The sequence below is a fragment of the Pseudomonas leptonychotis genome, from assembly GCF_004920405.1.
Lineage (GTDB): Bacteria > Pseudomonadota > Gammaproteobacteria > Pseudomonadales > Pseudomonadaceae > Aquipseudomonas > Aquipseudomonas leptonychotis.
In genome coordinates this window covers 1,044,672-1,070,790 of sequence record NZ_RFLV01000001.1, presented here as the reverse complement: position 1 = coordinate 1,070,790, position 26,119 = coordinate 1,044,672, and the positions used below count along the sequence as shown (strand labels likewise).

Here is a 26,119-nt window from a genome sequence, read left to right as displayed (position 1 = left end):
CCAATCGAATGTGAGGAGCAGGCAACTATGTCGATGGCCGATCGTGATGGCGTGATTTGGTATGACGGCGAGCTGGTGCCGTGGCGCAATGCGACCACCCACGTGCTAACCCATACCCTGCACTACGGCATGGGCGTGTTCGAGGGTGTACGCGCCTACAACACGCCACAAGGCACTGCGATCTTCCGCCTGCAAGCGCACACCGATCGCCTGTTCGACTCGGCCCACATCATGGGCATGAAGATCCCGTTCAGCAAAGACGAAATCAACGAAGCCACCCGCGCCGCCGTGCGTGAGAACAACCTGGAAAGCGCCTATATCCGTCCGATGGTGTTCTACGGGTCTGAAGCCATGGGCTTGCGCGCCAGTGGCTTGAAAACTCAGGTGATCGTGGCCGCCTGGAGCTGGGGAGCCTATATGGGTGACGAAGCCCTGCAGGTCGGGATCAAGGTGCGCACCAGCTCCTTTACCCGTCACCACGTGAATATTTCGATGACCCGCGCCAAGGCCAACGGCAACTACATCAACTCGATGCTGGCCTTGCAGGAAGCCATCTCCGGCGGCGCCGACGAGGCCATGCTGCTGGACACCGAAGGCTATGTGGCCGAGGGGTCGGGGGAGAACATCTTCTTGGTGCGCAATGGTGTGATCTATACCCCGGAAGTGACCTCCTGCCTGAACGGCATCACCCGTAACACCATTCTGACCCTGGCGGCCGAGCACGGCATCGAAGTGGTTGAGAAGCGCATCACCCGTGATGAGGTGTACATCGCCGACGAAGCCTTCTTCACCGGCACCGCCGCTGAAGTCACGCCGATTCGTGATGTCGATGGCCGGCAGATCGGCGCAGGGCGTCGTGGGCCGATCACCGAAAAGCTGCAAACTGCGTATTTTGACCTGGTCACGGGTAAAACCGACGCCCACGCAGAATGGCGTACATTGGTTAAATAAGGCCTGAATTAGGTAAAGCGAGGGAGGCGATCAGGCTGTTTGGAAGCGTTGCGAGCGACGGCGAGGCAAGGCAAAAACTAGTGAGTGGCGCAGTTGACTCTAGTCAATGAGCCAGCGATTCAGTTTTTAACGCAGCACCGCCGAGCGCAGTAGCTTCCAAACAGTCTGATAGGCCTCCCCGGTCGTTTCTGGAAAAGGCATGAAAATACTGATCGTAGGACCCAGCTGGGTAGGCGACATGGTGATGGCGCAGACGCTGTTTCAGTGCCTGCAGCAGCGCCACCCTGGCTGTGCAATCGATGTGTTGGCCCCGGAGTGGAGCCGGCCAATTCTCGAGCGCATGCCCGAGGTGCGTCAGGCCCTGAGTTTTCCTCTCGGCCATGGCGTGCTGGAGCTGGCGACGCGTCGCAAAATCGGCAAATCCCTGGCGGGTCAGTACGATCAGGCGATTCTGTTGCCCAATTCGCTTAAATCTGCGCTGGTGCCGTTTTTCGCCGGTATCCCTAAGCGCACCGGCTGGAAGGGCGAGCTGCGCTACGGCCTGCTCAACGACATCCGGATCCTCGATAAAGAACGCTACCCGCTGATGATTGAGCGCTTTATGGCGCTGGCCTTCGAGCCGGGTGCTGAACTGCCGCAGCCTTATCCACGGCCAGCGCTGCAGATCGATGCGCAGAGCCGCGATGCGGCCCTGGCTAAGTTTGGTCTGAGCCTGGATCGCCCGGTGCTGGCGCTGTGTCCCGGGGCCGAGTTCGGTGAAGCCAAGCGCTGGCCGAGCGAGCATTACGCCAAGGTCGCAGAAATTAAGATTCGAGCGGGTTGGCAAGTCTGGCTGTTTGGCTCGAAGAACGATCATCCTGTGGGGGAAGATATCCGTTCGCGGCTGATCCCCGGCCTGCGTGAGGAAGCGGTAAATCTGGCCGGCGAAACCAGCTTGGCTGAAGCGATTGACCTGCTCTCCTGCGCCACGGCGGTGGTCTCCAACGACTCCGGGCTGATGCATGTGGCAGCCGCACTGAATCGCCCGCTGGTGGCGGTCTACGGTTCGACCTCGCCGGGGTTCACTCCGCCGCTGGCCGAGCAGGTGGAAGTCGTTCGTCTGGGGCTGGAATGCAGTCCGTGCTTCGACCGTACTTGCCGTTTTGGCCATTACAACTGCCTGGGCCAGCTCAAGCCGCGCCCGGTGATCGAGGCGCTGGATCGCCTGGTCGGCGATCCGGTCGAGGTTGAATAGCTTGCGGGTCTTGTTGATCAAAACGTCTTCATTGGGCGATGTGGTGCACACCTTGCCCGCACTGACCGATGCCGTGCGCGCCATCCCTGGCATCCAGTTCGACTGGGTGGTGGAAGAGGGTTTTGCCGAGATTCCGGCCTGGCACCCAGCCGTGGCCCAGGTCATCCCTGTTGCCATTCGCCGCTGGCGCAAACGCCTCTGGCAAACCCTGAAAAATGGCGAGTGGACGCGTTTCAAACAGCGTCTGGGCGAGACCCGTTATGACTTGGTGATCGATGCCCAGGGTCTGCTGAAAAGCGCCTGGCTGACCCGCTACGTTAACGCGCCAATTGCCGGTCTGGATCGTGATTCGGCCCGCGAGCCGCTGGCCAGTCGCTTTTATGATCGACGCTATGCGGTGCCGCGCGAGCAGCATGCGCTTGAGCGCACCCGCCAGTTATTCGCCCAGGCATTGGGTTATGCGCTGCCAACGGGGCTCGGCGATTACGGCCTGAACCGTGCGCAGTTGGCAGCTGCCCACGCCCAGCCGTATTTGTTGTTTCTGCATGGCACTACCTGGGCCAGTAAACACTGGCCAGAAGCCAATTGGCGTGAGCTGGCTGCGCAAATGAGCGCGCAAGGCTGGGCCGTGCGCCTGCCTTGGGGCAATGAGGCCGAAAAGGCCCGTGCCGAACGCATTGCTGAGGGCATTGAAAATGCTGCGGTGCTGCCCAGGTTAAATCTTGCGGGGGTAGCCAAAGTGATTGCTGGGGCCAGCGCCTGTGTGGCGGTGGACACCGGCCTGGGCCACCTGGCTGCCGCGTTGGATGTGCCGAGTATTTCGCTGTACGGCCCGACCTTGCCGGGCCGGGTTGGCGCTTATGGTCGTTCGCAAATTCACCTGTGCGCCACCGGGCCGAATGCGGGCAGTGGCGATCGTCATCAATTCTGCTTCGAAGGGTTGGATGTCGAGCGCGTCGCCACCGAGCTACAAGCCCTGCTGCTGGCCGAGGAAACCGTCTAATGCAACTCGCTTTTATCCTCTATAAATATTTTCCCTTCGGCGGTCTGCAGCGCGACTTTATGCGCATCGCTCTGGAGTGCCAGGCGCGCGGTCACGTGATCCGCGTCTATACGCCGATCTGGGAGGGTGAGGTGCCGGCAGGCTTCGAGGTGGTGGTGGTGCCGGTCAAGGCGCTGTTCAACCATAAACGCAACGAAAAGCTCACCGCCTGGGTTGAAGCCGATCTGGCCAAACGTCCGGTGGATCGGGTAATCGGCTTTAACAAGATGCCGGGTCTCGACGTTTATTACGCCGCCGATGGCTGTTACGAAGATAAGGCGCAAACACTGCGCAACCCGCTCTATAAGCGTTGGGGGCGTTACAAGCACTTTGCCGATTACGAGCGGGCGGTCTTCGCCCCCGAATCGAAGACCGAAATCCTGATGATCTCGGAGGTGCAGCAGCCGCTGTTTATCAAGCATTACCACACCCCCTTGCAGCGCTTTCACCTGCTGCCGCCGGGCATCGCTCAAGACCGTCGTGCGCCGGCCAATGCTGCTGAGATTCGCGCCGAGTTTCGCGCCGAGTTCAAGTTGGCAGATAGTGACCTGCTGCTGGTGCAAATCGGTTCCGGCTTCAAGACCAAGGGCCTGGATCGCAGCCTCAAGGCGCTGGCCGCCTTGCCCCGTGAGCTGAAAAAACGCACCCGATTAATCGCCATAGGCCAGGACGATCCGCGCGCGTTCCAGCTGCAGGCCAAAGCCTTGGGCGTGTCCGATCAGGTCCAAGTTCTTAAAGGTCGCAGCGACATTCCGCGTTTCCTGCTTGGCGCCGATCTGCTCATTCACCCGGCCTATAACGAGAATACCGGCACTGTACTGCTGGAGGCGTTGGTGTCCGGTTTGCCGGTGCTGGTGACGGATGTTTGCGGCTATGCCCACTACATCGCCGAGGCGGACGCCGGGCGAGTGCTGAGCGGCCCGTTTGAACAGGCAAAGCTCGACCATCTACTCGCCGATATGCTGGCCGATGCATCACGTCGAGCGTTCTGGGGGCGTAATGGTCTGGCTTACGCTGAGCGTGCTGACCTGTATTCAATGCCGCAGCATGCGGCCGACATCATTCTGGCGACACGCCCATGAAGCTGGTACTGGCTGAACCCTTTAAAAGCCTGTGGGCTGATCGCGATGCGTTTGTGGCCGTCGAGGCCTTGCAAGGGCAGGTGTTCCGCGAGCTGGAAGGCCGTCGCACACTGCGCACCGAAGTGGCTGGGCGCGGTTACTTCGTCAAGATTCACCGTGGCATCGGCTGGGGCGAGATCGTCAAGAACTTGCTCACCGCTAAGCTGCCTGTTCTCGGTGCGCGTCAGGAGTGGCAAGCCATCGAGCGCTTACAGCGAGCGGGGGTGGCGACCATGACTGCGGTGGCCTATGGCGAGCGCGGCAGCAACCCGGCGGCGCAGCATTCGTTTATCGTCACCGAAGAGCTGGCGCCGACCACCGACCTTGAGCAGCTGAGCCTGAACTGGGCGCAGCAACCGCCCGAGCCGAGGCTGAAGTGGGCGTTGATCAAGGAAGTGGCGAGCATGGTTGGCACGATGCACCGCGCGGGGGTCAATCACCGCGACTGCTACATCTGCCATTTTTTGCTGCACACCGATAAACCGGTTACCGCCGACGATTTTCGCTTGTCGGTGATCGACCTGCACCGCGCTCAGGTACGCAATGAGTTGCCTTTGCGCTGGCGCAATAAGGACCTGGCGGCGCTGTACTTCTCCGTGTTGGATATCGGCCTTACCCGGCGTGACAAATGGAGGTTTTTGCGCAACTACTTTCAACAACCCTTGCGTCAGATCCTTCAGGAAGAAGGCCGTCTGCTCGCTTGGCTGGAATCTAAGGCGGCCAAATTGTACGGCCGTAAACAGCGTTATGGAGATCGACTGTAGATGTCGGAGAAAAAGGCGTTTATCGGCCCGGGAGTGAGGGTTGCCCTTGTTCCGTGTCCTGCATTGGGCGACACCACGCTGTTCTTGCGCCTTGCCTGGCGTCTCCAGGCAGCCGGCGCGAAGGTCACCTTGGCTTCGGTGTCGCTGTCATCAGTGAGCGAGTACCTGCCCGGGCTGAACATTCTTGGGGCAACGCCTGATGTGCCTGCACTGGCGGGCTGTAACGATTTGGTTATCTGTGCGATTGATTGGTTTGTCGATGTCCCTCTGAGTAATGTGGCGTACCTGGCCGGTAAGAAACTCCCCGTTAAGCTCAGGTCCGAGCAGTCATCTGTATGGCTTGATGGTTGTCGCATTGAGGGAGCGCACAACGTGATTTGTCGCGACCCGAAGGCCGGAAAGACCATGGTGCAGTGGATCGATCTGTACGCCGAAGAGATCCTGGGGCTGGATCTGTCCACGTCCATTGCGGGGTTGCATATCCCGTCTCGTGACGCCGGCGCTGCCGTGCGGCGTGTGGCCATTTTTCCGACCACGCCGCATGCCAGTAAGAATTTCTCGACGTCTGGGTTTCGTCGCCTTGCTCGCCATTTGGTTGCCAGGGGCTGGCAGGTCGAGTTCGTCGGTATTCCGGCCGAGCAGCAAGCCTTGAGGGGGCAGTACCCAGGTCACTGCGTGCATGCATTCAATGACTTGAAGGGCCTCGTCGACTTTTTGCTGACATGCTCCATCGTCATTAGTAATGACTCGGGGGGCGGGCATCTCGGTTCGCTGCTGGCGTTGCGGACATTCACCATTACGCGCCGGCGCACCGATTTCACCTGGCGGCCCGGCTTCAATGAGCTCAATAGCGTGATTAATCCGGTCCTGAGCTTCAAATGGCTGGGTAAAACAGTCTGGCGACCGTTCATTCCACTGCGCCGCATCGTCAGTGCGCTTCCTGACTTAAACAGGACGCAGCCATGACAGCTTGGAAGCATGACCTGCACGATCCGATTTTGCTCAGCGCTTTCGGAACCCTTGAGGCTGTATTTGCACTTGAAGGGGAGCGTTTGACCTCTGACCCCTTGTCTGAGGTCATTCGTGTGGAGTTTGGCGGGGTGCGTTATTACGTCAAACGCTACTGGGGCGCTGGCAAAGGTCTACGACGCTATCTTGGTCGCCCGCGGGTCAAGGCTGAGTGGCAAAACCTCAAGTTGTTCGCCAAGTGGGGAATCCCCACCGCGCCGATTATTGCCTATGGGCTTGAGCGCAGGGTGGGTGCTTTTGTACGAGGGGCTCTCGTCACTCGCGAGCTTGAGGGAACGCTTGATCTGGCCGAGATTGCGAATCGGCAGGATGCGCGGTTGACCGACCCTCGTTGGGTCTTGCAGGTCAGTCAACAGTTAGCCAGGGGGGCTCGGGCGCTGCATGATCACCATTTCACACACAATGACTTGAAGTGGCGCAATCTGCTGGTTAATGAGCGCGGTGAGCTTTTCTTCATTGATTGCCCGACTGGAACCTTTTGGTGGGGGCCTTTGCTGCGCTACCGCATCATCAAGGATTTGGCGTGTCTGGATAAAGTCGCACACAAGGTGCTTTCACGTACCCAGCGTTTGCGTTTTTATCTTCAGTACCGTGGCCGTCAGCGCTTGAATGCTTCCGATAAGAAACGCATCCGTCAGGTCATTGCGTTTTTTGAGGGGCGGGAATGAGTGCTTTTATTGCGGCACAAGATCGCGCCCTACTGGAGCGTCACGGTCTTGCCAGTTTTGAGGCGCTGTGGGCGTTGAAACTTGAAGCCGTTGATGAACCCAACACTGAACGTGGCGGCTGGAGCAGCGTCTACCGGCTCGAGCTGGACGACGCGGCGTTCTACCTCAAGCGCCAGAGCAATCACCTGACCCGCACCCTGCGTCATCCTTTTGGTGAGCCGACCTTTGCCCGCGAGTTTCGTAATATTCAGCGCTACGCGGCGTTGGGAATTCCCGCATTGCAGGCGGCGTTTTTTGCCGAGCGCCAATTGCCGGGTGAGCGGCGTGCTGTGTTGCTGACTCGAGCTCTGGATGGTTGGCAGGATCTGGATGCCTGGTTACCCGGTTGGGCTGCGCTCGAAGAGGCCCGTCGTGCGGCAATTCTCAAGGCCTGTGGTGAGCTGGCGCGGCGCCTGCACCAAGCCGGGCAGATGCATGGCTGCTTTTATCCCAAGCATATTTTTCTGCGCGAGACCGCTGACGGCTTCGATGCACAGCTGATTGATCTGGAAAAGACCCGCCCGTTGCTGTTCGGTCAGCGTGATCGAGTAAAGGATCTGGAACCGTTGTTGCGCCGCGCCAGTGTGTGGAGCGAGGCGGAGGTCGGCGTGTTGCTGGTGGCCTATCTCGGCGAATCGGCTGATCTCGGCAGCTGGAGTGAGCGTCTTGGTGCCCGCAGGCGTCACAAGGAAGCGCGGCGATGAGTTTGGCGAGCCTCCGTGAGGCTGGACGCTCACCCAGCTTACCTCTGGTTATTGAGCTCGCCGATGCGGCCGGCTCGGCCGAATTGGTGGTGCAGCGTCTGTTACGTGTATTGCCGGGGCAGCGCTACGTCGCCCAGGCCGTATGGCGTGGTCGACCGGTGCTGGCCAAGCTGCTGGTCGGCGATAAGGCTGCGCGGCACTTTCAACGTGAGCTGACGGGCGCGCGTCTGCTGGCTGAGCAAGGGCTTTCTACGCCGCCGCTACTGGCCGACGGTTTGCGTGAAGGCGAAGGCGGTTGGCTGCTGTTTGAGTACCTAGATGGTGCCGAGAGCCTGTGGGATGCCTGGCGCACGGTGGAAAATCAGCCGCTGTTGAGTGCCGAGCAACAGGCAGTGCTGGCTGACGCGTTAGTCAGCATCGCGCAGATGCATGCCCAAGGCTTATGGCAGGCCGATCTGCACTTGGACAACCTGCTGCGGCACAACAGCCAGTTATTCGTTATCGATGGGGGCGGTGTGCAGGTTGAGGTGGCCGGTCAGCCGCTATCGCGCGCGAAGGTGCTGGAAAACCTTGGGGTGTTCTTTGCCCAGTTGCCTGCCGAGCTGACACCCTTTATCGAGGAGCTGTTGGTGCATTACCTATTGGCTAATGGCGAGCACGCGTTGCCTCTCGAGGCTTTACTCCGTGAGGTGGAAAAGGTCTGTAAATGGCGTTTACGCGATTATCTACGCAAGGTCGCCCGTGACTGCAGTCTATTCTCCGCGAAAATGGGGGCTTTCGGCTTGCAGGTCGTGCGCCGCGACAACCAGGCTGAGCTGCAGCCCCTGCTGAAGAACCTGGATCAGCTCACCGAGCAAGGCCATGTCTACAAGACTGGCGGCGCGGCCACCGTGGCGCAGGTGCAGCTGCAAGACCGGCCGCTGGTCGTCAAACGCTACAACATCAAAGGTGCTGCCCACTGGCTGAAACGCTTTTGGCGACCCAGCCGCGCCTGGCATAGCTGGGTTGAGGGCAATCGCCTGCAGTTGCTGGGTATCGCTACGCCACAACCCTTGGCCGTGCTAGAGCGGCGCTGGTGCTGGTTGCGCGGGCGGGCCTACCTGATTACCGAATACTGCGGCGGGCAGGATATAATCGCGCGCTTTAAGCCATACCATGACGTATCACCCCCGGAAACGGAGCTGTTAGCGCTGGATCGCTTGTTCGCGGCGTTGCTGCGCGAGCGCATCAGCCACGGCGATTTCAAGGGGCACAACTTGTTTTGGGATGAAGATTTGGCTCGCTGGTCGCTGATCGACCTCGATGCCATGCAGCAGCACCGCAGTGCGCGCAGTTTCGCTAAGGCCTATGCCCGCGACCGCGCCCGTTTCCTGCGTAACTGGCCAGCCGATTCGGCGTTGCACCAGTTGCTCAACCAACGCATACCGCTGACGCCCGCCGTCGGCTCAGCAGACTAAAAGAGGCAAAACCAGTGGCACTGACCATTCTCGGCCTGTCCGGCGCCCTCAGCCATGACCCTTCCGCCGCCCTGTATATCGACGGCAAGCTGATCGCGGCCGTCGAAGAAGAGCGCTTTGTGCGCGACAAGCACGCGAAGAACCGCATGCCCTACGAGTCGGCCAAATTCTGCCTGGAGCAGGCCGGGATCAAGCCGTCCGATGTTGATGTGGTGGCCATTCCGTTTGCACCGATCAGCATTTTCGAGAAGGCGCGCTGGCAGTACGCCAAACGCTACTGGTACGCGCCGGACCGCGCGCTCGACGCCATCCTCATGGGTAATCGCCGCTACAAGCGCTACTACAAGCACATCCAGTGGTGTCTGCAGCAGCTCGGCTTCGACCTGAAAAAAATCAAGATTGAACCGGTCGAGCACCACCTGGCTCACGCCGCCAGCGCCTATCACTGCTCGGGCTTTACCGAGAAGACCGCGATCCTTGGCATTGACGGCAAGGGCGAGTACGCCACGACCTTCTTTGGTTACGGTGAGAACGGCAAGATCCACAAGATCAAAGAGTTCTTTGACCCGGATTCGCTGGGTGGGCTGTACGGCGCGATTACCGAGTTCCTCGGTTTCGAGATGCTCGACGGCGAGTTCAAAGTGATGGGCATGGCGCCTTACGGCGATGCCAGCAAATATGATTTCTCGCGGTTGGCCAAATTCGAAAATGGTGAGTTGATCATCAATACCGAGTACGCCAACGTCATTGGCCTGCGCCGCTATAAAGAAAACGGCAAGGGCTTCTATTTCTCGCCAAAATTGATCGAATGGCTAGGGCCTAAGCGTAACGGCGACATCGCCGACGACCCCTACATCCATTACGCCGCCAGCATGCAGGCCTTGTTCGAGAAGCTGGCACTGCAGATGATGGAGCACTATCTGGGCGACATCATTCGCGAGACCGGCAAGATTGCCTTCGCCGGCGGCTGCGCGCTGAACGTCAAACTCAACCAGAAGATCATCGCTCGCGATGATGTGAAGGAGCTGTTCGTGCAGCCCGCTTCCGGCGACGCAGGCACTGCAGTCGGTGCCGCCGCTTACATCTCGCACCAGCGCGGTGTGCCGGTGGAAAAGATGGAGCACGTCTACCTTGGCCCGTCGTACACCAACGAAGACGTAATTGCCGCCTGCGCCCGTCACCCGAGCAAGCCGGTGTTCAAGCAGATCGACAACATGCCGCAGCGTATTGCCAAGATCATGGTCGAAGGCAACCCGGTCGCCTGGTTCCAAGGCCGCATGGAGTTTGGCCCGCGCGCCTTGGGCGGTCGTTCTATCATCGGCTGCCCGAGCATTCCGGGCGTGGCCAATCGCATCAACGAGCAAATCAAATTTCGCGAGCGCTGGAGGCCTTTCTGCCCGTCGATGCTTGATACCGTCGGGCCGCAGATGCTCAAGGTGGATCACCCGAGCCCATTCATGACATTCACATTCGAAGTGAATGAAGAGTGGAAAACCCGTGTCAGTGAAGTGGTACATGAAGACGGCACTTCGCGCGCCCAGGTGCTCAAACGCGAATACAACCCGCGTTACTACGACATGATGCTGGAGCTGGAAAAGCTCACCGGCAACGGCGTGTCGCTGAACACCTCGCTCAACCGCCGCGGTGAGGCAATGATTTGCTCACCCACTGACGCGTTGAACATGTTCTACGGCTCGGATCTGCAGTACCTGATCATGGAAGACATTCTTGTGGTCAAGGACGGCAAGGATTGGTATGACAACGTCTGAGGACTTTGGGACTGATCAGCCGTGGGTGTTGCAGTTCTGCCACGGCTACGACGGCCCCTTCCTCGATTGTGCGCGGCAGTACGCCGCGCTCTTTGCCGGTACCCGTTATAAAGTCTGCACGGTGTACCTGACGGGCAAACCGAGCGCGGCAGTCGAGCAAGGTTCGGCGTCTGACGAGGTGATTTTCCTCGATTATTCCAGTCGCGACGTGCGCGGTCTCAAGCTAAAAGCGATCCGCGACCTCAAACGCATCGCTGCTTTGCGCGACTTTAATTTCTGTATCGCCCATCGTTTTAAGCCGATCTATGTCGCCCTGCTGGGCAGCGATCTACCGGTGATCGGCGTGCACCACGCGTTTGGCGACTACAAACGGCGTACCCGTCAGCTGTTTGCCAACTTATTCAGCAAGCGTTTGGCTTTGCTCGGGGTTTCCAATGCGGTGCGTGATGATATACGTGCGTGCTTGCCGAACTGGGCGCCGGAGCGTATCGAGACGCTGTACAACCGCATTGATCTTCACGCTGTTCAGTCTGCGCAGGTTTCGCGCGAAGCCGCGCGTGAGCATCTGGGCTTGCCGCACGATGCCTGGGTGGTTGGTAATGTCGGGCGCCTACACCCGGACAAGGATCAGGCAACATTGATCCGCGGTTTTGCCGAGGCCCTACCGCAGCTGCCAGTTGGCAGCCTGCTGGCGATTATGGGCAGTGGTCGGCTGGAGGTACCGTTAAAAGCGCTTGTACGCGAGTTGGGTGTGGACGCGTCGGTGCACTTTCTCGGTCAAGTGGCCGATGGCCGTAACTATTTCAAAGCTTTTGATGTGTTTGCCCTGACTTCAGATCACGAGCCATTCGGAATGGTGCTGCTGGAGGCGATGGCGGCCGATATGCAGGTTCTGGCTACGGATTGTGGTGGGGCGCCTGAGGTGGTCGGCGAGTCTGGGGCATTGTTTGCGTTGGGTGATCACGCGGCGCTGGCCGCTCGACTGCGGGCTGCGGCCGGTGGCAGGCTTGGCCTGCGCGGTGCTGGGCGGGTGCAGGCTGTTTTTACGGATGAGATTGCCCGCGAGCGTTTCTGGTCATGGCCTGGTGTGAGTGCATCGTGCAGGAGGCAAAGTGATGATCAGTCGTGAACCTAAGCAGCTTGTTTACCTAGTGTATGGGGGTAAGCCCGAGTATCACCGGGAGGCCAAATACAGCATTCTTTCTGCTTTGTATCATGCGCGTGGTGAGTGCCCACGAGTCCTGCTTTACACCGATGAGCCGGCACAGTTCAGCGGCTGGCCCGTTGACCTGATCGAGCTTGATGCTGCGACCTTGGCGAACTGGACAGGGTCTGCTGCTTATCTGCACCGGCGTAAGGCTGCAGCTATTCGCGATGCGTTGGCGTACGCCGATCAAAGCATATTCATTGATACGGATACCTTCTTTCTGGCCTCTCCGGTCAAGCTATTTGAGCGTCTCGCGGGCTCATCTTGGCTTGTCGATGAAATTGAAGGTGTCTGGAAAGAGTACAAGGGGGATGTCATGTATGACGTCCTTGCGCCTTACCTGGCAGAGCATCACGGTGTCGATCAACAGATGTTGCTCATCAATTCGGGCGTCCTGGGTTTTCGGGTCGAGGCGTCACGCCTGATGGATGAGACCTTGGCCTTGATCGATGTATTGCATCCGATGGTCCCCAAGATTCACGTTATCGAGCAATTTGCCGTGGGCGTGGCTGCCAGGCACTTGGGCCGACCTGCGCAGGCACAAGGTGTAGTAATGCATTACTTCTCGGGTAAGAACTACTGGCGCCACATGATCGCTGCATTTTTTCAGCGCTATGGTGAGGAATTTTCTGCGCAGGCCGTACAGGCGGTGCGCGAAGTCCCGACCTCTAAACCCAGGCCTGTCTGGTGGCAGCGTCTCGACTATCGCGTGAGAAGTTTATTTCTTCCAGCCAAAACCCGTTCGTTTGCCAAGCTTGCCTATTACGCCGCAGTGATGCGCGCCGACCCTTATGCTGAAGCCTGTGGTTGCGGTTACGCAGATGAGCTGCGGCGAAAAGCCGTAGCCAAAGGTGAAGCGCTGAGCAATCAACCCTGGAGTAAAGTGCTCAGCAGTCGGCATAAACAGCGTTTGGCCGAGCTGTTGCAGATACCTGATGGAACGCTCTAGCGGATTCAACGATAGGCTCTGCTTCTATCCCAATGAGCAGTAACTTTTCTGTATGGATGCTTTTGGGCAGCTATTGCGCTGTTCTCGTAGCAGATTCTTAGTACTGTTTTCGAGGTGTGTCAGTGAACGTGCTTTTTCTGGTCCAGGCCGAGCAGCGTGCAATATTGGACAGGCTGTATGACGGCATCGCTGAGTCATGCGACAGCTGCGACATTCGTTGGCTGAGTAGCGATGAACAGGCCAATTTGAAGCGCTATTTTCGCGAACACATTGATCTGTCCCGCTACGACAGGGTGCTTTTTTTTCTGCGCTTCAAGAAAGAGATGCGTCAATGGCGCTTCATTCGCACGCTGCCCAACGTGGTGATTCTCGAGCATGACGCCTACCAGAACTATATTCCGTGCAAATACACGGGGATGTTCAGTGCCCACTACCGGCATATGCCCTGGGTGCGCATTATCAGCTCTGGTGCCCAGGTCAGCCAGCGCCTCCGTGCCGAGGGTTTCGATGCCGTTTTCGTGCCTAAAGGTTACGACCAGGGCCTGATGACCTATCAAGAGCTGACGCGTGATATCGAGTTGGCATTTATTGGTAGCACCAAAAGCGTGGCGTATAGCGGGCGCAAGGCGCTGTTGGATGAGTTGGCGTCTGTCGAGAATCTGTTGGTAACCAAGACGCGATCAGGGCAGGAATATAACGACACACTCAACCGCATCCGCTTCTTCGTAAGCGCTGATGTCGGGATGGGTGAATACATGATCAAGAACTTTGAGGCGATGGCCGTGGGTTGCGTATTGCTCGCCTATGACCAGGGTGCTGAAGAAAATGCTGCGCTGGGTTTTGTCGATATGCAGAACCTCGTGCTTTACCGCGATATTCCTGAGTTGCGTGAGAAGCTTCGCATATTGCGCGCCGACCCTGAAAAAGCACAGGCGATTGCAGAGGCCGGTAGAGTGATGGTGGAGCAGTGTTACAGCTTTGCAGCGATCGGGCATGCAATCACCGAGGCCATGCGCCCTACATTGCGTGTTCACAGACATTTGCCGTGGTTTCTTCGTCTGCTGGCCCGGTGGAAGTTGATCTGAGGGCCTGTCTGCCCAATTAAGGAGTGATCGTGAGCGTTCTGAACGTTATGTGGAGCGGTGGTGGAGCCTTCGTGTCCGTTCATAAGGTGCATCGGCAGATTCTCCAGCTGTGTAAGCCTGGTGAAGCTATAGAGACGCTGCTATTGCAGTCGGGCGATGCCGCGCCTCTGTCTGACGTTGGGTGTGTTACCTCTTTAGGACTTTCCTCTGCACGAATCAAAGGTGCTGGTTTGGTGGGGGCGCTACAGCGTGTGCTGGACCGACGGCGGCTGGCCAAGCGGCTGGTGCAACGACCGTCTCGCTTGGTACTTATCGATGGTATCGGTGTAGCGGCTTTCATTCTCCCGTTGTTGACAAAGTTGACCGCTACCCGAGTGGTGGTGCTGTTTCATGGTTCGAAACGGCTAAAGGCGGAGCATATTGCCCTCTTGAGAGGCTTTCCTGCGGATCGTCTGGATCTGGTTGCCGTTTCAGCCACATTGGCCGCTGAGCTTGAAGAGCAGGTCGGGCGTAACGTGTTGAACGGGCGTGTAGCTATTGAGCCCGCGGCATTTCGATCCTCGTTATTGCCGAGAGAAACTGCACAGCGTGTCCTTGGAGTTCCGGTAGGAGCTGGGCGAACCATTGGTGCAGTGGGCCGCTTGGTGCCAGAAAAAGGCTTTAGCCGTCTGGTGACCGCTATTGCAGGTTGGCTCCTGAATAATCCCGAGGATCGTCTTGTGATTGTCGGTGAGGGTGTTGAGCGCGAGCATTTGAAAGCCCTTGCTGAAGAGTTGGGCGTGCTCAACCAGATTCATTTGGTTGGTCATCATGCTGAAGCCCCGCGACTCTACTCTGCGTTTGACCTGATATGCATACCGTCTGAGCAGGAGGGGTTGGGGTTGGTCTTGCCTGAGGCGGTGATTGCGTGTGTACCGGTTTTGGCGAGCGATTTAGCTGTCTTTCGTGAACAGCTCAATGGCGCTGCAGGGCTTTTGCCATCAGTTACTGAGGTGTGGCGAGATGCGCTCAATTCGGTGCTGGTAGAAGACCTTGACTCTCTGGCCGATGTGCAGCGTGCTGGTATGGATGCCGAAGTCGTTTGGGCGCGCTTCGAGGCTTTTTACCAGCACTTGCTTGCACGTTAGTCTGCTAAAACGGCTGCCGATAATTCGGCCATTGGAAAGCGCTCTGTAATGTCCATTTGTTGTAGCAGTCGGGCGAAGTGCTTGAGGTTGCGTGCCGCCTTGGCTTGTGAAAGAGCCCGCCGATGAAATGCCAGGTCGGCAACATCGATAAGCCCCAAGGTGTTTTGTGGGGTGAGTACGATGTTGCCTAGGTGAAGTGAGCGGAAGTAAATGCCTTTTCTATGAAGTGTGCGGATAAAGTCACAGAGAACGGGCAGGCGTGCGGTGAAGCTCTCGGGGTTCTGTAGGTATAGCTCCTTGAGCGTCTGCCCTGGAAGCGGTGCATAGAGAACGGCGCTGAGTTGCTTTTCAGCGAAGGTGTACAGCGTCATAGGCGTCAGCGTTGGAATGTCTAGCTCTGCCAAGCGCTCTGCATTTTGATAGAAGCGCACTGAATAGGGTCTAAGTAAGGCTGAAGAAATCAAGCGCTTGCGTCGGAAAAGCTTAAGGAAGTTACCGTTGGCGAGGCGGTAAACCTTGGGGCCCAGGCTGTCCTCTTCGAGAACTTTTGCGTCAGCGGTCAGTGTCGCCAGCGCGCTATCGTTCAGGTGTTTTGTACTGAGCATCGTGTGTCCTTTACCTTAAACGGCCTGATTGGCTTTGAGGCGACCTAGCAGGTGGGCGTGCATGACGTGATAGTGGCTGCCTGCTAATAGTTTTAACAATGGGTCCGCAGCCATAGCGTTATTTGCTCGATGTTAAGCAGCTTTCCCTGTCGGTCCTCCATGTTGACTAAAGCTTTGTCCCACCAAGCAGCTGCGCAGGCCTGATCAAATTCGTTGGAATAGTCGTGGCCCCCATATTAATGGAGTGTTCGAGAACCCCTTTGTCAGTCGTGATCAGGCCGATTCTACCAGCGTTCGTCTGCCGCACATTCGTCTCCAAAAGTCCCGTCTGCTCTAGGTGGCTGGGAAGCGATGGTGATTCTCCGAGAGGAGCTCCGATAGCACTGCAGAGCAGATGACCACCGGTAACAGGAGGGGTACGGAAAAACGTGTCAGTGTCAATCGCACAGCCTTTTCATATTCACTGAGGCCGTTAAGCAAGACTGCGTGCTTGATCCTGAAATGGTAGCGGTGAGGGCCGTCCCAGTTGGGGTCTATGGTGCAAGTTGTGATAGAGGGCCTCGTGTAACACTGGGTGCTGTCGGTAAAGGCCTGAATCTCAAACTGACGATCACTTGCGCAGAGGGCTGAATGGGCGAGCTCACTGGCTATGCTGAGAACCGCCTCGTGTTGGTCAATGTCTGCGCCAAAGGTGGGATAGACAAATTGTGGGGTGGCGTTCATTACGTAAGGCAGCGAATGTTAGATACAGCATAGAATACCCCTTTTTAGGTTGAGCCGCCCACTGAGTGCCCTGGGCGTTGGGAGTTAATGTTGAGGATTCCGGTGACAGGAATAATGCTGCTGATAACCTGTGGGTATTTGTGGTTTCTAATGGGGATTGCATGGGCCCCGAGCAATAAAATTTATCAGCAAGCTTTGGTTGTTTTGCTTTGGCTACCCGGTTTGCTGTCAATGGTTATCTTCCATAAACGCTTGCTTAGCGTTTGGCGCAACAGTCGGGTTTTCTGTTCGTTTTTATTGATCTTTTTGGCCTGGGCTGCTCTGAGCACCTTGTGGACTGGTGCTGATGAGCCCCCACGAGAATTGAAGCGCGTGTTTTATGTAGGGGTTTTTCTTGCTTCTCTGGCGTTATTGTCCTCTCAGTATCCTGAGCGGATCTGGCAAGGGCTGGCTGTCGCCTTTGTAAGCTTGGCACTTGCTTGCTCAGCGAGCATTTACCTCTTTTATATCCGCGATGCACAGCCTCTAATTGCTCGGCTTGAGGGTATAGGGCAGGTGGGGCACCCGATTCTCGGCGCCTATGTCATGGCGCTTGTGGTGATTTGGGGGGTGCGGTTCAAACCTTCTGGTGTCTGGCGGAGCCTTTTGTGGGGCATGCTGATGCTATGCGCTCTAGCGTTTGTTCTGCTGGGCCAGAGTCGCGGTGCCATGGTGGCATTGATAGCCGGTTTTTTTGCCCTGCTCTTGCTTCGTGGCGGGCGTTTTGTGTGGGTAGGCGGCATAGTTATCGTGCTTGTATGCTGGGTCGGTTATGAGCTTTTCGCGCCGTTCATTCTCGCGCGCGGACTGTCGTACCGGCCAGAAATTTTCCAGGCCAGTCTAGACATGGTTATGCAAAAGCCCTTTTTGGGGCTGGGAATTGGCACGGATTACCGTGTTGTGACGTCCAGCTACCCCGAGGGGTTCGATCACACGCACAATAGTTTCACCCATGTCGCGGTTGAGCTGGGTATACCTGGTGTAGTCATGTGGGTCGGTCTGTGGTTGAGTGCATTTCATATTGCTTGGCAACATCGCTTCTCCGTCGAAGGGAGGCTGGTATTTGGAACTTTGGTTGTCTCGCTGACAGCGCTTCAGTTTGACGCGGCCAGCCTATGGGGTACCCCCAGGGCAGAGTGGTTCGTAATCTGGCTTCCTTTGGCCTTTACGCTTGCTCTCATTGCACAACCACAAGGTGCTAGACTGCGGCCCGCCTGTATCGAAGTGAGTTAACTCGTGAGTGATGTGAGAAATGACGCGGCTCAGCCTAGTAGTTTGAAAATCTACTTTCGGCTGCTGGGGTACGTGAAACCCTACATTGGCATGTTTTTGATCAGTATTTTTGGGTTTCTGATCTTCGCTTCCACTCAGCCAATGCTTGGCTACATCTTGAAGTTTTTTGTGGATGGGCTGAATAATCCGAATGTCGGGCTCTTTGCTGGGGTTCCATGGGTGCAGGCGCATGCGCCCTGGCTTGCAGAGCTTAAACTGCTCCAAGCAGTCCCCCTCCTTATCGTGCTAATTGCTCTTTGGCAGGGGGTTGGTTCATTTCTCGGTAATTTTTACCTTGCCAAAGTTTCTATGGGCTTGGTTCAAGATCTGCGTATTGCGTTATTTAATAATCTTCTAACGCTGCCTAATCGGTATTTCGATAGCCACAACTCTGGTCACCTGATTTCCAGACTCACTTACAATGTAACCATGGTCACTGGCGCTGCCACTGATGCCATCAAAGTGGTGGTGCGTGAGGGAATGACGGTGGTCTTTCTCTTTGCAACTTTGTTATGGATGAACTGGAAGCTCACGCTGGTCATGGTTGCGATATTGCCGATCATTGGTCTGATGGTATCCAGTACCAGTAAGAAATTTCGTAAGCAAAGTAAGAAGATTCAAGTGGCGATGGGCGACGTCACCCATGTGGCTTCGGAGACAATTCAGGGGTATCGAGTTGTCCGTAGTTTTGGCGGTGAGCGTTATGAGCAGCAACGTTTCCAAGCCGCCAGTGAGGATAATCGCCTCAAACAGCTGAAAATGGTTAAAACAGGTGCGGTCTACACCCCAAGCCTGCAGCTGGTGATCTATAGCGCCATGGCCGTATTGATGTTCCTCGTGTTGTTGTTACGTGGTGATGCCAGTGCCGGTGATTTAGTGGCTTACATCACGCTGGCAGGATTGCTACCCAAGCCAATTCGTCAGCTGTCTGAGGTAAGTTCGACTATCCAAAAAGGGGTGGCTGGGGCCGAGAGTATTTTTGAGCAGCTGGATGAGCAGCCTGAAATTGACCAGGGCACGCAGGAGCGCGAGCGGGTTACAGGTCGTTTGCAGGTCATCAATCTCAGCTTCCAGTATCCGACCAGTGAAAGGCCTGTGCTCAACAACATTTCTTTTGTTGCCGAGCCAGGTCAGATGGTGGCGCTGGTGGGGCGTTCAGGCAGCGGCAAGTCCACGTTGGCGAGTTTGATTCCGCGTTTCTATCACCATGAACAGGGTCAAATTCTGCTCGATGACCTGGATGTAGAAGATTACGCACTGCGTAACCTACGCCGCCATGTTGCTCTGGTGACCCAGCATGTCACTCTGTTCAATGACACCGTGCGCAACAACATCGCGTATGGTGATTTGTGCGATGCACCCTTGGATGCGGTCAAGCGTGCTGCAGAGGATGCTTACGCTGTCGAGTTTATCGAGAAGATGCCTCAGGGGTACGACACGCTGGTTGGCGAGAACGGTGTGTTGCTTTCGGGGGGGCAGCGTCAGCGGTTGGCGATTGCCCGTGCACTGCTCAAAGATGCGCCATTGTTGATTCTGGATGAAGCCACCTCGGCTCTGGACACTGAGTCCGAGCGGCACATTCAGGCTGCGTTGGATAAGGTTGTTGAAGGGCGTACCACCATCGTGATTGCCCATCGGCTGAGCACGATCGAGAAAGCCGATCTGATTCTGGTGATGGAGCAGGGCGAAATCGTTGAACGCGGTACTCATGCGCAGCTGTTGGCACTCAATGGCTATTACGCGCGTCTACATGCCCGAGACTTTGCAGAAGATACCGACCTGAATATGGAACCTAGCGCCTGATGCTCAGTCATTTGCGCGCCTGGCGTGAGCGTGGCTGGACGCCGATTGATGCAGCCGAGTATGCCGATGCTTGGCAGCGCTTTGGCGGCAGCGTCGCCACCCATCCACAGGTCGTCGAGCGTCTGGCGGGCTTAGCGGGTATTGCAGTGCGGTACCTTGGCTGGTTCACCGATGGTGGGCTGCAAGCGGCCATGCCGACCTGGGGCCGACATTTGGCATTGTCCAAGGACGTCCTGAAACAGCATGATAAGCGCGGGTTGTTTGATCTGGGCAATGCCGAGATCATCTTGCCAATGGCTGCAACAGCCCAAGCGCCCGTGCGTCACCGCGCGCGTTACCTGTCGTCCTTGAATGCTACGCAGGTGCTCGGGCTACGTGAGCAGCCCGAAGGCTTGGCCTTGGCCCGTGAGCCTGAGCAATACAGCAAAAAATTTCGCTACAACCAACGCCGTGAGCAGCGCTTACTGGAAGAAGCGGGTGGTCTTGTGCGGCCGATGCTGGAGTTGTCCGCTGCCGAGCAGGCGGTGATTTATGCCGATCTGTTCCAGCGCCGTTGGGGTTTTGAGGCGACCGGCAAGGCGCATTTGGCCGAGGTGTTCAGCTTGATGCGCGATTTCATGACCGGCTCGCTGATCTACCTGAATGATCAGCCGGTAGCCATTCAAGTGCTTTACCGTGTCGAGGCTCCGCAGTGGGTCAGCCTGGAGTACATCAACGGCGGCGTTGACCCGCAGAATCGCGAGTTCAGCCCTGGCAGCGTACTCAGCTTTATCAACACGCAAACGGCTTGGACTGAAGCGCGGGCGCTCGATAAACCGCTTCGTTATTCCTTTGGCCGAGCTGATCGCGAATACAAAGATCGCTGGTGTAACCGCGTTCCGGTTTATCAGGTTTAACGATGTCTGGACGTAAACAGGCACTTCTCAAGCAGCACCGTCGGCAAAAGCGTATTGCTTTGCTGCTGGCCCTTGTCGCGTTGCTGATGGTCGGAGTACTGGTCACCTGGTGGTGGATGCCGATCCTTCTAGTGGTCGGCTGGGTGGCGCATGAGGCCTGGTTTGCCGACCACCTGTTCTATGCCCCGGGCGATGATTACAGCTACGCCTTTGCCGGTGATGTGCCTGTATTGACCGGGCGCATCGAGGCGGGGCGCCTCGTGCTTGACGGCGATGTTGGCGCTGCCGATACGCTCATTTTGCAGGTGCAACTGCATGCCGGTTGGCTGGGGCGCTGGTTAGATCCATATGTGGTCATAGGTGCGGATCGGCAAGATTTTGAGCGAGGCGTGCAGGGGCGGCGTTATCTGAACTTATCAGGCCAGCACGTGCAGCTGGCGAGTGGCGACCTGTCGGTGCGTGGCCGCTTCTGCCGTATTGAACCCGCCGTCACCCTGTATGCCTTGAGCAATCCTGATTACGCCGAACAACGGCTGATGGTGATTGCGCCCCATGCCGACGATGCAGAACTGGCCGCGTTCGGTCTGTATAGCCGGGCGCGTGATGTCAGCATCGTGACCCTGACCCAGGGCGAAATTGAGGCTGAAGCCTATCAAGCGTTGGGCTTGGACCCGGCAGGGGCCGCTCTGCTCAAAGGGCGTTTGCGCGCGTGGGACAGTCTTGCTATTCCGCTCTGGGGCGGTGTGCCGCAGAGTCAGTGCCTGCAGCTGGGCTATTACTGCCTGCAATTGCCGGCGATGCAGGCGCAGCCCGAGGCGGCTTTTGCTTCGCGCGAGTCGGGCGCAGGGGATATTCGCAGTGCGCGCGCAGCTAATTCAATCCAGCTTCCTGGCGATGCTGATGGCTTGCCCAGCTGGCAAAACCTGCTGGCCGATTTAGTGGCGTCCCTCGAACATTTTCGGCCTGAGGTGATCGTTACGCCGCATCCGCAGCTGGACCCGCACAGCGATCATGTCGCCAGCACCCAGGCTTTGCTGCAGGCCATCGAGCTGAGCAGCTGGAAACCGAAAACCCTGCTGCTGTATGCCAACCACTTGCATGACAACGACCGCTGGCCAATGGGGCCGGCTGGGTTCGGCATTGCTCTGCCGCCAGCCATTGAAGCGCTACCGGACGATGGCTTGTGGAGTCCCACCCTGGATGCTGCCCAACGACTGGATAAGGCCATGGCCTTGGCCATGCAGCATGATTTACAAGGCCCATTGCCGCTCAAGCGGCGCATTCGCCGGTTGATCCAGTTCGTGCTGGCGGGCCGTCGTTGGCCAGCAACTGGAGAGGATGAGTTCTTCCGCAAAGCGGTGCGCCGTCACGAACTGTTTTGGGTGCGTACGCTCGACGGTTAATCCGTGTATTTACCTGCCAATGTTATGATTTGCGGCGATTCGTTTTAGCCGCTTCTGGAGTGTTTATGAAATTGTCCATGCCGCGTTTCGACCAGGCCGCCGTTCTGGTGGTGGGCGATGTCATGCTCGATCGTTATTGGCATGGTGGCACCTCGCGGATTTCTCCGGAGGCCCCGGTGCCGGTGGTCAAGGTCGAGCAGATTGAGGATCGTCCAGGCGGGGCGGCTAACGTTGCGTTAAACATTGCTGCCCTCGGTGCACCCGCCACATTGCTCGGTGTGACCGGCGAGGATGAGGCCGCCGACAGCCTGCGCAACAGCCTGCAGGCGGTTGGTGTAAAAACCTTTTTCCAAACGATCAAAGATCAACCGACCATCGTCAAGTTACGGGTGATGAGTCGTCATCAGCAGCTGTTGCGCATGGATTTCGAAGAGCCGTTTCGTACCGATACAGCTGCCCTGGCGGCCAATGTCGAGGCGCAACTGGATGGAATCAAGGTGCTGATCCTCTCCGATTACGGTAAGGGCGCGCTGCAGAATCATCAGGCATTGGTGCAACTGGCGCGCAGCAAGGGTATTGCCGTACTGGCCGACCCTAAAGGTAAGGATTTCTCCATCTACCGTGGCGCCAGCCTGATTACCCCCAACCTGCACGAGTTCGAAGCCATTGTCGGCCCTTGCCACGATGAGGCTGAATTGGTGGCCAAAGGCGCGGCCTTGATGACTGAGCTGGAGTTGGGCGCGCTATTGGTGACCCGTGGGGAGCATGGCATGACTTTGCTGCGCCCCGAACATCCGGCGCTACATCTACCCGCACGTGCCCGTGAAGTGTTCGATGTGACCGGTGCTGGCGATACGGTGATTTCCACCCTGGCTGCCAGCCTGGCTGCTGGTGAGGAGTTGCCGCATGCCGTCGCCTTGGCCAACCTGGCTGCCGGTATCGTGGTCGGAAAACTCGGTACCGCGGCGATCAGCGCTCCAGAACTGCGCCGTGCGATCCAGCGCGAGGCCGGTTCTGAGCGTGGCGTGCTGAGCCTCGATCAATTGCTGCTGGCCATCGAAGACGCCCGCGCCCATGGCGAGAAAATTGTCTTCACTAATGGTTGCTTCGACATTTTGCATGCTGGGCATGTCACCTACCTCGAACAGGCGCGCGCTCAGGGCAACCGTCTGGTATTGGCGGTCAACGATGACGCTTCGGTTAGCCGCTTGAAAGGCCCAGGTCGACCGATTAATGCGGTGGACCGGCGCATGGCCGTGCTGGCCGGCCTTGGTGCAGTGGATTGGGTGGTGAGCTTCAGCGAAGACACCCCGGAAAACCTGTTGCGCGCGGTCAAGCCGGACGTGCTGGTCAAGGGTGGCGATTACGGCATCGAGCAGGTGGTGGGTGCTGATATCGTCACCGCTTATGGCGGCGAGGTGCGGGTCCTGGGCCTGGTGGAAAACAGCTCGACCACCGCCATCGTCGAGAAAATCCGCAGTAACTAAACCTCATCAGTGACTGGCTGTTTTGCCAGTCACTGGCGTCGGCGCGGTCATAGGCGCGTGCGCTGACCGCGCGCATGATCATCGGCATCCCCCGTATGGAGCGAGATGCCATGACTTCCGATGTACAGGGCCGTGCCCTGGCAATGCTCAACCGCTTCGCTCAGGCCGACTGGCCGGATCGCCTGAAGCTGCGCAAACCTGTCGAGAAACTGATCTACACCGGCAGTCGCGCGAGCTTTCGTGCGGCCGCGCAGCGTGCGGGAAAAACCGCCAAGGTGGCGCGCCCGGCTGACCTTGACGCGCTGTTCGACCTGTCCCTCTCCGATGAGCAGCAGATGCTGGTGGAAATGCTCGAAGCATTCGCCGGCGAAGTGCTGCGCCCACTGGCCCATGATGCTGACGAACAGGCCGTGCTACCGGCCGCGTTGCTTAACCAGGCGCATGAGCTGGGGTTGACTCACTACGCCGTCAGCGAAGCCCAGGGCGGCATGGCGGGCGAGCGCACCACCTTGAGCAACGCGTTGATCGCCGAGGCGCTGGGCAAGGGTGATCTGTCTCTGGCTGCCGCATTATTGGTGCCCTTGTCGGCGGCCAACTGCATTCGCCGCTGGGGCAATGCTGCGCAACAGGCACGCTGGCTGCCGGCCTTTGTTGGCGACGACCCCGCGCCGGTAATGGCTATTGCGGTCAATGAACCGACCCCGCTGTTTGACCCACACAAACTGGCCACGCGGGCGCGCAAGCGTGGCAAGCACTACGTGCTCAGCGGTGAGAAGAGCTTAGTGCTGCGTGGCCTGGATGCCAGCCAGTTGATTGTGGCGGCGCAAGCGACTGACGGCCCAGCGCTGTTTATTGTCGAAGCCGGAGCTAAGGGCCTGCAGCGCAGCTCGCAACCGGGCATGGGCCTGAAAGCGGGCGGCACTGCGCGCTTGCGCCTGAACAGCGTCAAGGTGCCGCTGGATGCGCGTCTGGCGGCTGAGGATTTCAACTACCAGAGTTTTCTCGATTACGCCGGCCTGGCCTGGTGCGCCCTGGCCGTGGGCACGGCGCAGGCGGCGCTGGATTATGTGGTGCCTTATTGCAACGAGCGTGTGGCCTTTGGTGAGCCGATCAGTCATCGCCAGGGCGTGGCTTTTATGGTCGCGGATATGGCCGTGGAGATTGATGCCATGCGCCTGATGGTCTGGCGCGCCTGTGCCCGCGCCGAGCAGGGTTTGCCGTTCCAGCGTGAAGCCTATCTGGCACGCCTGTTGTGCAGCGAAAAAGCCATGAAGATTGGCACCGACGCGGTGCAACTGCTCGGTGGCCATGGTTTTACCAAAGAACATCCAGCCGAGCGCTGGTACCGCGATTTGCGTGCGCTGGCGATTATGGCCGGCGGCCTCCAGCTCTAAGGGCGCCTCAAAAATGAATCTGGAAACCCCAAAGAAATTCCGTGGCCTGGTCAATCAGGCCCATCAGGTGGCGGAGCACTATTTTCGGCCGATTTCGCGCAAGTACGACAAGGCCGAGCACGCCTATCCCAAGGAGTTGGACCTGCTGGCGGCGTTGCTCGACGGTATGAATGCCGGCTCGCCGGACGCCATTGGTGCCACCTCCGCAAGCAAGCGCGGCGCGGCCCGTGAGCAGCAAGAAGGCATCAAGAATGGCGGCAACATGTCTGCCCTGCTCGGGGTGATGGAGCTGTGCTGGGGCGATGTCGGCCTGCTCCTGGCCATGCCGCGCCAAGGCTTGGGCAATGCGGCGATTGCCGCGGTGGCTAATGATGAGCAATTGGCGCGCTTCGGAGGCACCTGGGCGGCCATGGCGATTACCGAGCCGGGCTGCGGCTCGGATTCGGCGGCGATTCGCACCACGGCGATCAAGGATGGCGATCACTATGTGCTCAACGGCGAGAAAATCTACGTCACTTCCGGCGAGCGCGCCGACTCCGTAGTCGTCTGGGCCACGCTGGACAAGAGCCTAGGGCGTGCGGCAATCAAATCCTTTGTGGTGGAACACGGCACGCCGGGGATGAGCGTCACACGCCTGGAGAAGAAGCTCGGTATCAAGGCTTCCGACACCGCCGCGATCAGCTTTAGCGACTGCCGGGTGCCTGCGGCCAACCTGCTCGGCAACCCAGAGATCGATGTACAAAAGGGTTTCGCCGGCGTGATGGAAACCTTCGATAACACCCGTCCGTTGGTAGCCGGCATGGCGGTAGGGGTGGCCAAGGCTTCGCTGGACCGCACCCGCGAACTGCTGAAAAAAGTGTGCAAGCTGGATTACCGCGCGCCGCTGCTGAGTGTCAGCCATGCCGAAGCGACGCTGTATCGCCTAGAAGCCGAATGGGAAGCCGCGCGCCTGTTGACCCTAAAAGCTGCCTGGATGGCCGACAACAAGTTGCCCAACTCCAAGGAAGCGTCCATCGCCAAGGCCAAGGCTGGGCGCGTGGCCAATGAGGTGACGCTGAAATGCGTCGAGCTGGCCGGCGCCTTGGGCTATGGCGAGGATGAGCTGCTGGAGAAGTGGGCGCGTGATTCGAAGATTCTCGACATCTTCGAAGGCACTCAGCAGATCCAGTTACTGATCGTCGCGCGGCGTTTGCTGGGCAAGAGTTCCAGCGAGTTGAAGTAGTCGTTTATGCAGGCGGGGTGAAACTCAGCCTGCATGCTTGAAGCATCCCTTTTGCCCTGCTTAGGTGGGGCTTTTTTGCGTCTGCGCGAGCCAGTTGTAGGGTGGATGGCGCTTCACCCATCCACCGAT

The 26,119-nt window shown here is 58.0% G+C and carries 22 protein-coding genes; 21 read left to right on the top strand and 1 reads right to left on the bottom strand.

Translation table 11 applies throughout. The annotated features are described in order from the left end of the window. The first annotated feature begins 27 nt into the window (after positions 1-27). The 14 genes from ilvE to D8779_RS04790 all read left to right on the top strand — a co-directional run bounded on the left by ilvE (position 28) and on the right by D8779_RS04790 (position 15,146). Positions 28-951: a branched-chain-amino-acid transaminase gene (gene ilvE / locus D8779_RS04855; RefSeq protein WP_136663318.1), complete on the top strand. Its 924-nt coding sequence runs from the start codon at positions 28-30 to the stop codon at positions 949-951. A 199-nt stretch (positions 952-1,150) separates the two neighbouring features. Further along, positions 1,151-2,185: a lipopolysaccharide heptosyltransferase II gene (gene waaF / locus D8779_RS04850; RefSeq protein WP_136663317.1), complete on the top strand. Its 1,035-nt coding sequence runs from the start codon at positions 1,151-1,153 to the stop codon at positions 2,183-2,185. A 1-nt stretch (position 2,186) separates the two neighbouring features. Further along, a complete protein-coding gene (gene waaC / locus D8779_RS04845) occupies positions 2,187-3,188 on the top strand; it encodes a lipopolysaccharide heptosyltransferase I (RefSeq protein ID WP_136663316.1) in 1,002 nt (333 codons plus the stop codon). Beyond that, positions 3,188-4,309 carry a glycosyltransferase family 4 protein gene (locus D8779_RS04840; RefSeq protein WP_136663315.1) on the top strand — a complete coding sequence of 374 codons (1,122 nt, stop codon included), beginning with the start codon at positions 3,188-3,190 and terminating at the stop codon, positions 4,307-4,309. Before waaC ends, D8779_RS04840 begins: the two co-directional genes overlap by 1 nt. Then, a complete protein-coding gene (rfaP, locus tag D8779_RS04835; protein WP_136663314.1) occupies positions 4,306-5,112 on the top strand; it encodes a lipopolysaccharide core heptose(I) kinase RfaP in 807 nt (268 codons plus the stop codon). The genes D8779_RS04840 and rfaP overlap by 4 nt, the downstream gene beginning before the upstream one ends. Further along, positions 5,113-6,078, top strand: a complete 966-nt coding sequence (locus D8779_RS04830; protein WP_136663313.1) for a glycosyltransferase family 9 protein — start codon at positions 5,113-5,115, stop codon at positions 6,076-6,078. Then, positions 6,075-6,809, top strand: coding sequence for a lipopolysaccharide kinase InaA family protein (locus tag D8779_RS04825; RefSeq protein WP_136663312.1), 735 nt, complete (start codon positions 6,075-6,077; stop codon positions 6,807-6,809). The genes D8779_RS04830 and D8779_RS04825 overlap by 4 nt, the downstream gene beginning before the upstream one ends. After that, on the top strand, positions 6,806-7,552 hold the full coding sequence (locus D8779_RS04820; RefSeq protein ID WP_136663311.1) for a lipopolysaccharide kinase InaA family protein: 747 nt from the start codon (positions 6,806-6,808) through the stop codon (positions 7,550-7,552). The genes D8779_RS04825 and D8779_RS04820 overlap by 4 nt, the downstream gene beginning before the upstream one ends. Next, positions 7,549-9,009 (top strand): lipopolysaccharide kinase InaA family protein, encoded by a 1,461-nt coding sequence (locus D8779_RS04815; RefSeq protein WP_136663310.1) that lies wholly within the window; start codon positions 7,549-7,551, stop codon positions 9,007-9,009. The genes D8779_RS04820 and D8779_RS04815 overlap by 4 nt, the downstream gene beginning before the upstream one ends. A gap of 14 nt (positions 9,010-9,023) precedes the next feature. Further along, positions 9,024-10,778: a carbamoyltransferase family protein gene (locus D8779_RS04810; RefSeq protein ID WP_136663309.1), complete on the top strand. Its 1,755-nt coding sequence runs from the start codon at positions 9,024-9,026 to the stop codon at positions 10,776-10,778. Beyond that, on the top strand, positions 10,765-11,907 hold the full coding sequence (locus D8779_RS04805) for a glycosyltransferase (protein ID WP_136663308.1): 1,143 nt from the start codon (positions 10,765-10,767) through the stop codon (positions 11,905-11,907). Before D8779_RS04810 ends, D8779_RS04805 begins: the two co-directional genes overlap by 14 nt. After that, on the top strand, positions 11,894-12,934 hold the full coding sequence (locus D8779_RS04800) for a hypothetical protein (RefSeq protein ID WP_136663307.1): 1,041 nt from the start codon (positions 11,894-11,896) through the stop codon (positions 12,932-12,934). Before D8779_RS04805 ends, D8779_RS04800 begins: the two co-directional genes overlap by 14 nt. A 122-nt stretch (positions 12,935-13,056) precedes the next feature. Further along, entirely contained in the window at positions 13,057-14,019 is a 963-nt protein-coding gene (locus D8779_RS04795) for a glycosyltransferase family protein (protein WP_136663306.1), read from the top strand. Positions 14,020-14,048: 29 nt separating this feature from the next. Further along, positions 14,049-15,146, top strand: coding sequence for a glycosyltransferase (locus D8779_RS04790; RefSeq protein ID WP_136663305.1), 1,098 nt, complete (start codon positions 14,049-14,051; stop codon positions 15,144-15,146). Here the strand turns inward: D8779_RS04790 and D8779_RS04785 are convergent. Then, entirely contained in the window at positions 15,143-15,751 is a 609-nt protein-coding gene (locus D8779_RS04785) for a BUD32 family EKC/KEOPS complex subunit (protein WP_136663304.1), read from the bottom strand. The genes D8779_RS04790 and D8779_RS04785 overlap by 4 nt on opposite strands. Before the next feature lie 837 nt (positions 15,752-16,588). On the opposite strand from D8779_RS04785, the gene D8779_RS04780 reads away from it, so the two are divergent. The 7 genes from D8779_RS04780 (at position 16,589) to D8779_RS04750 (ending at position 25,990) form a co-directional block, all read left to right on the top strand. Then, positions 16,589-17,746, top strand: coding sequence for an O-antigen ligase family protein (locus tag D8779_RS04780; protein ID WP_167492525.1), 1,158 nt, complete (start codon positions 16,589-16,591; stop codon positions 17,744-17,746). A gap of 12 nt (positions 17,747-17,758) precedes the next feature. Beyond that, positions 17,759-19,588 carry a lipid A export permease/ATP-binding protein MsbA gene (msbA, locus tag D8779_RS04775; protein ID WP_167492561.1) on the top strand — a complete coding sequence of 610 codons (1,830 nt, stop codon included), beginning with the start codon at positions 17,759-17,761 and terminating at the stop codon, positions 19,586-19,588. Beyond that, complete coding sequence (locus D8779_RS04770; RefSeq protein WP_136663302.1) at positions 19,588-20,484, top strand: GNAT family N-acetyltransferase; 897 nt, start codon at positions 19,588-19,590, stop codon at positions 20,482-20,484. Before msbA ends, D8779_RS04770 begins: the two co-directional genes overlap by 1 nt. A gap of 2 nt (positions 20,485-20,486) precedes the next feature. After that, the gene (locus D8779_RS04765) at positions 20,487-21,887 is read left to right on the top strand and encodes a PIG-L deacetylase family protein (protein ID WP_136663301.1); all 1,401 of its coding nucleotides are present in this window, start codon (positions 20,487-20,489) and stop codon (positions 21,885-21,887) included. 65 nt (positions 21,888-21,952) lie between these two features. Continuing rightward, positions 21,953-23,374 (top strand): bifunctional D-glycero-beta-D-manno-heptose-7-phosphate kinase/D-glycero-beta-D-manno-heptose 1-phosphate adenylyltransferase HldE, encoded by a 1,422-nt coding sequence (gene hldE, locus D8779_RS04760; protein ID WP_136663300.1) that lies wholly within the window; start codon positions 21,953-21,955, stop codon positions 23,372-23,374. 110 nt (positions 23,375-23,484) lie between these two features. Next, complete coding sequence (locus D8779_RS04755; protein ID WP_136663299.1) at positions 23,485-24,768, top strand: acyl-CoA dehydrogenase family protein; 1,284 nt, start codon at positions 23,485-23,487, stop codon at positions 24,766-24,768. A 13-nt stretch (positions 24,769-24,781) separates the two neighbouring features. Further along, positions 24,782-25,990 carry an acyl-CoA dehydrogenase family protein gene (locus D8779_RS04750; RefSeq protein WP_136663298.1) on the top strand — a complete coding sequence of 403 codons (1,209 nt, stop codon included), beginning with the start codon at positions 24,782-24,784 and terminating at the stop codon, positions 25,988-25,990. The last annotated feature ends 129 nt before the right edge of the window (positions 25,991-26,119 follow it).

Coding starts and splice junctions, on each gene's coding strand:
- ilvE (WP_136663318.1), top strand. CDS start 28: ATGTCGATGGCCGATCGTGATGGCGTGATTTGGTATGACGGCGAGCTG.
- waaF (WP_136663317.1), top strand. CDS start 1,151: ATGAAAATACTGATCGTAGGACCCAGCTGGGTAGGCGACATGGTGATG.
- D8779_RS04840 (WP_136663315.1), top strand. CDS start 3,188: ATGCAACTCGCTTTTATCCTCTATAAATATTTTCCCTTCGGCGGTCTG.
- rfaP (WP_136663314.1), top strand. CDS start 4,306: ATGAAGCTGGTACTGGCTGAACCCTTTAAAAGCCTGTGGGCTGATCGC.
- D8779_RS04830 (WP_136663313.1), top strand. CDS start 5,113: ATGTCGGAGAAAAAGGCGTTTATCGGCCCGGGAGTGAGGGTTGCCCTT.
- D8779_RS04825 (WP_136663312.1), top strand. CDS start 6,075: ATGACAGCTTGGAAGCATGACCTGCACGATCCGATTTTGCTCAGCGCT.
- D8779_RS04820 (WP_136663311.1), top strand. CDS start 6,806: ATGAGTGCTTTTATTGCGGCACAAGATCGCGCCCTACTGGAGCGTCAC.
- D8779_RS04815 (WP_136663310.1), top strand. CDS start 7,549: ATGAGTTTGGCGAGCCTCCGTGAGGCTGGACGCTCACCCAGCTTACCT.
- D8779_RS04805 (WP_136663308.1), top strand. CDS start 10,765: ATGACAACGTCTGAGGACTTTGGGACTGATCAGCCGTGGGTGTTGCAG.
- D8779_RS04800 (WP_136663307.1), top strand. CDS start 11,894: ATGATCAGTCGTGAACCTAAGCAGCTTGTTTACCTAGTGTATGGGGGT.
- D8779_RS04785 (WP_136663304.1), bottom strand. CDS start 15,751: ATGCTCAGTACAAAACACCTGAACGATAGCGCGCTGGCGACACTGACC.
- D8779_RS04780 (WP_167492525.1), top strand. CDS start 16,589: ATGCTGCTGATAACCTGTGGGTATTTGTGGTTTCTAATGGGGATTGCA.
- D8779_RS04770 (WP_136663302.1), top strand. CDS start 19,588: ATGCTCAGTCATTTGCGCGCCTGGCGTGAGCGTGGCTGGACGCCGATT.
- D8779_RS04765 (WP_136663301.1), top strand. CDS start 20,487: ATGTCTGGACGTAAACAGGCACTTCTCAAGCAGCACCGTCGGCAAAAG.
- hldE (WP_136663300.1), top strand. CDS start 21,953: ATGAAATTGTCCATGCCGCGTTTCGACCAGGCCGCCGTTCTGGTGGTG.
- D8779_RS04755 (WP_136663299.1), top strand. CDS start 23,485: ATGACTTCCGATGTACAGGGCCGTGCCCTGGCAATGCTCAACCGCTTC.
- D8779_RS04750 (WP_136663298.1), top strand. CDS start 24,782: ATGAATCTGGAAACCCCAAAGAAATTCCGTGGCCTGGTCAATCAGGCC.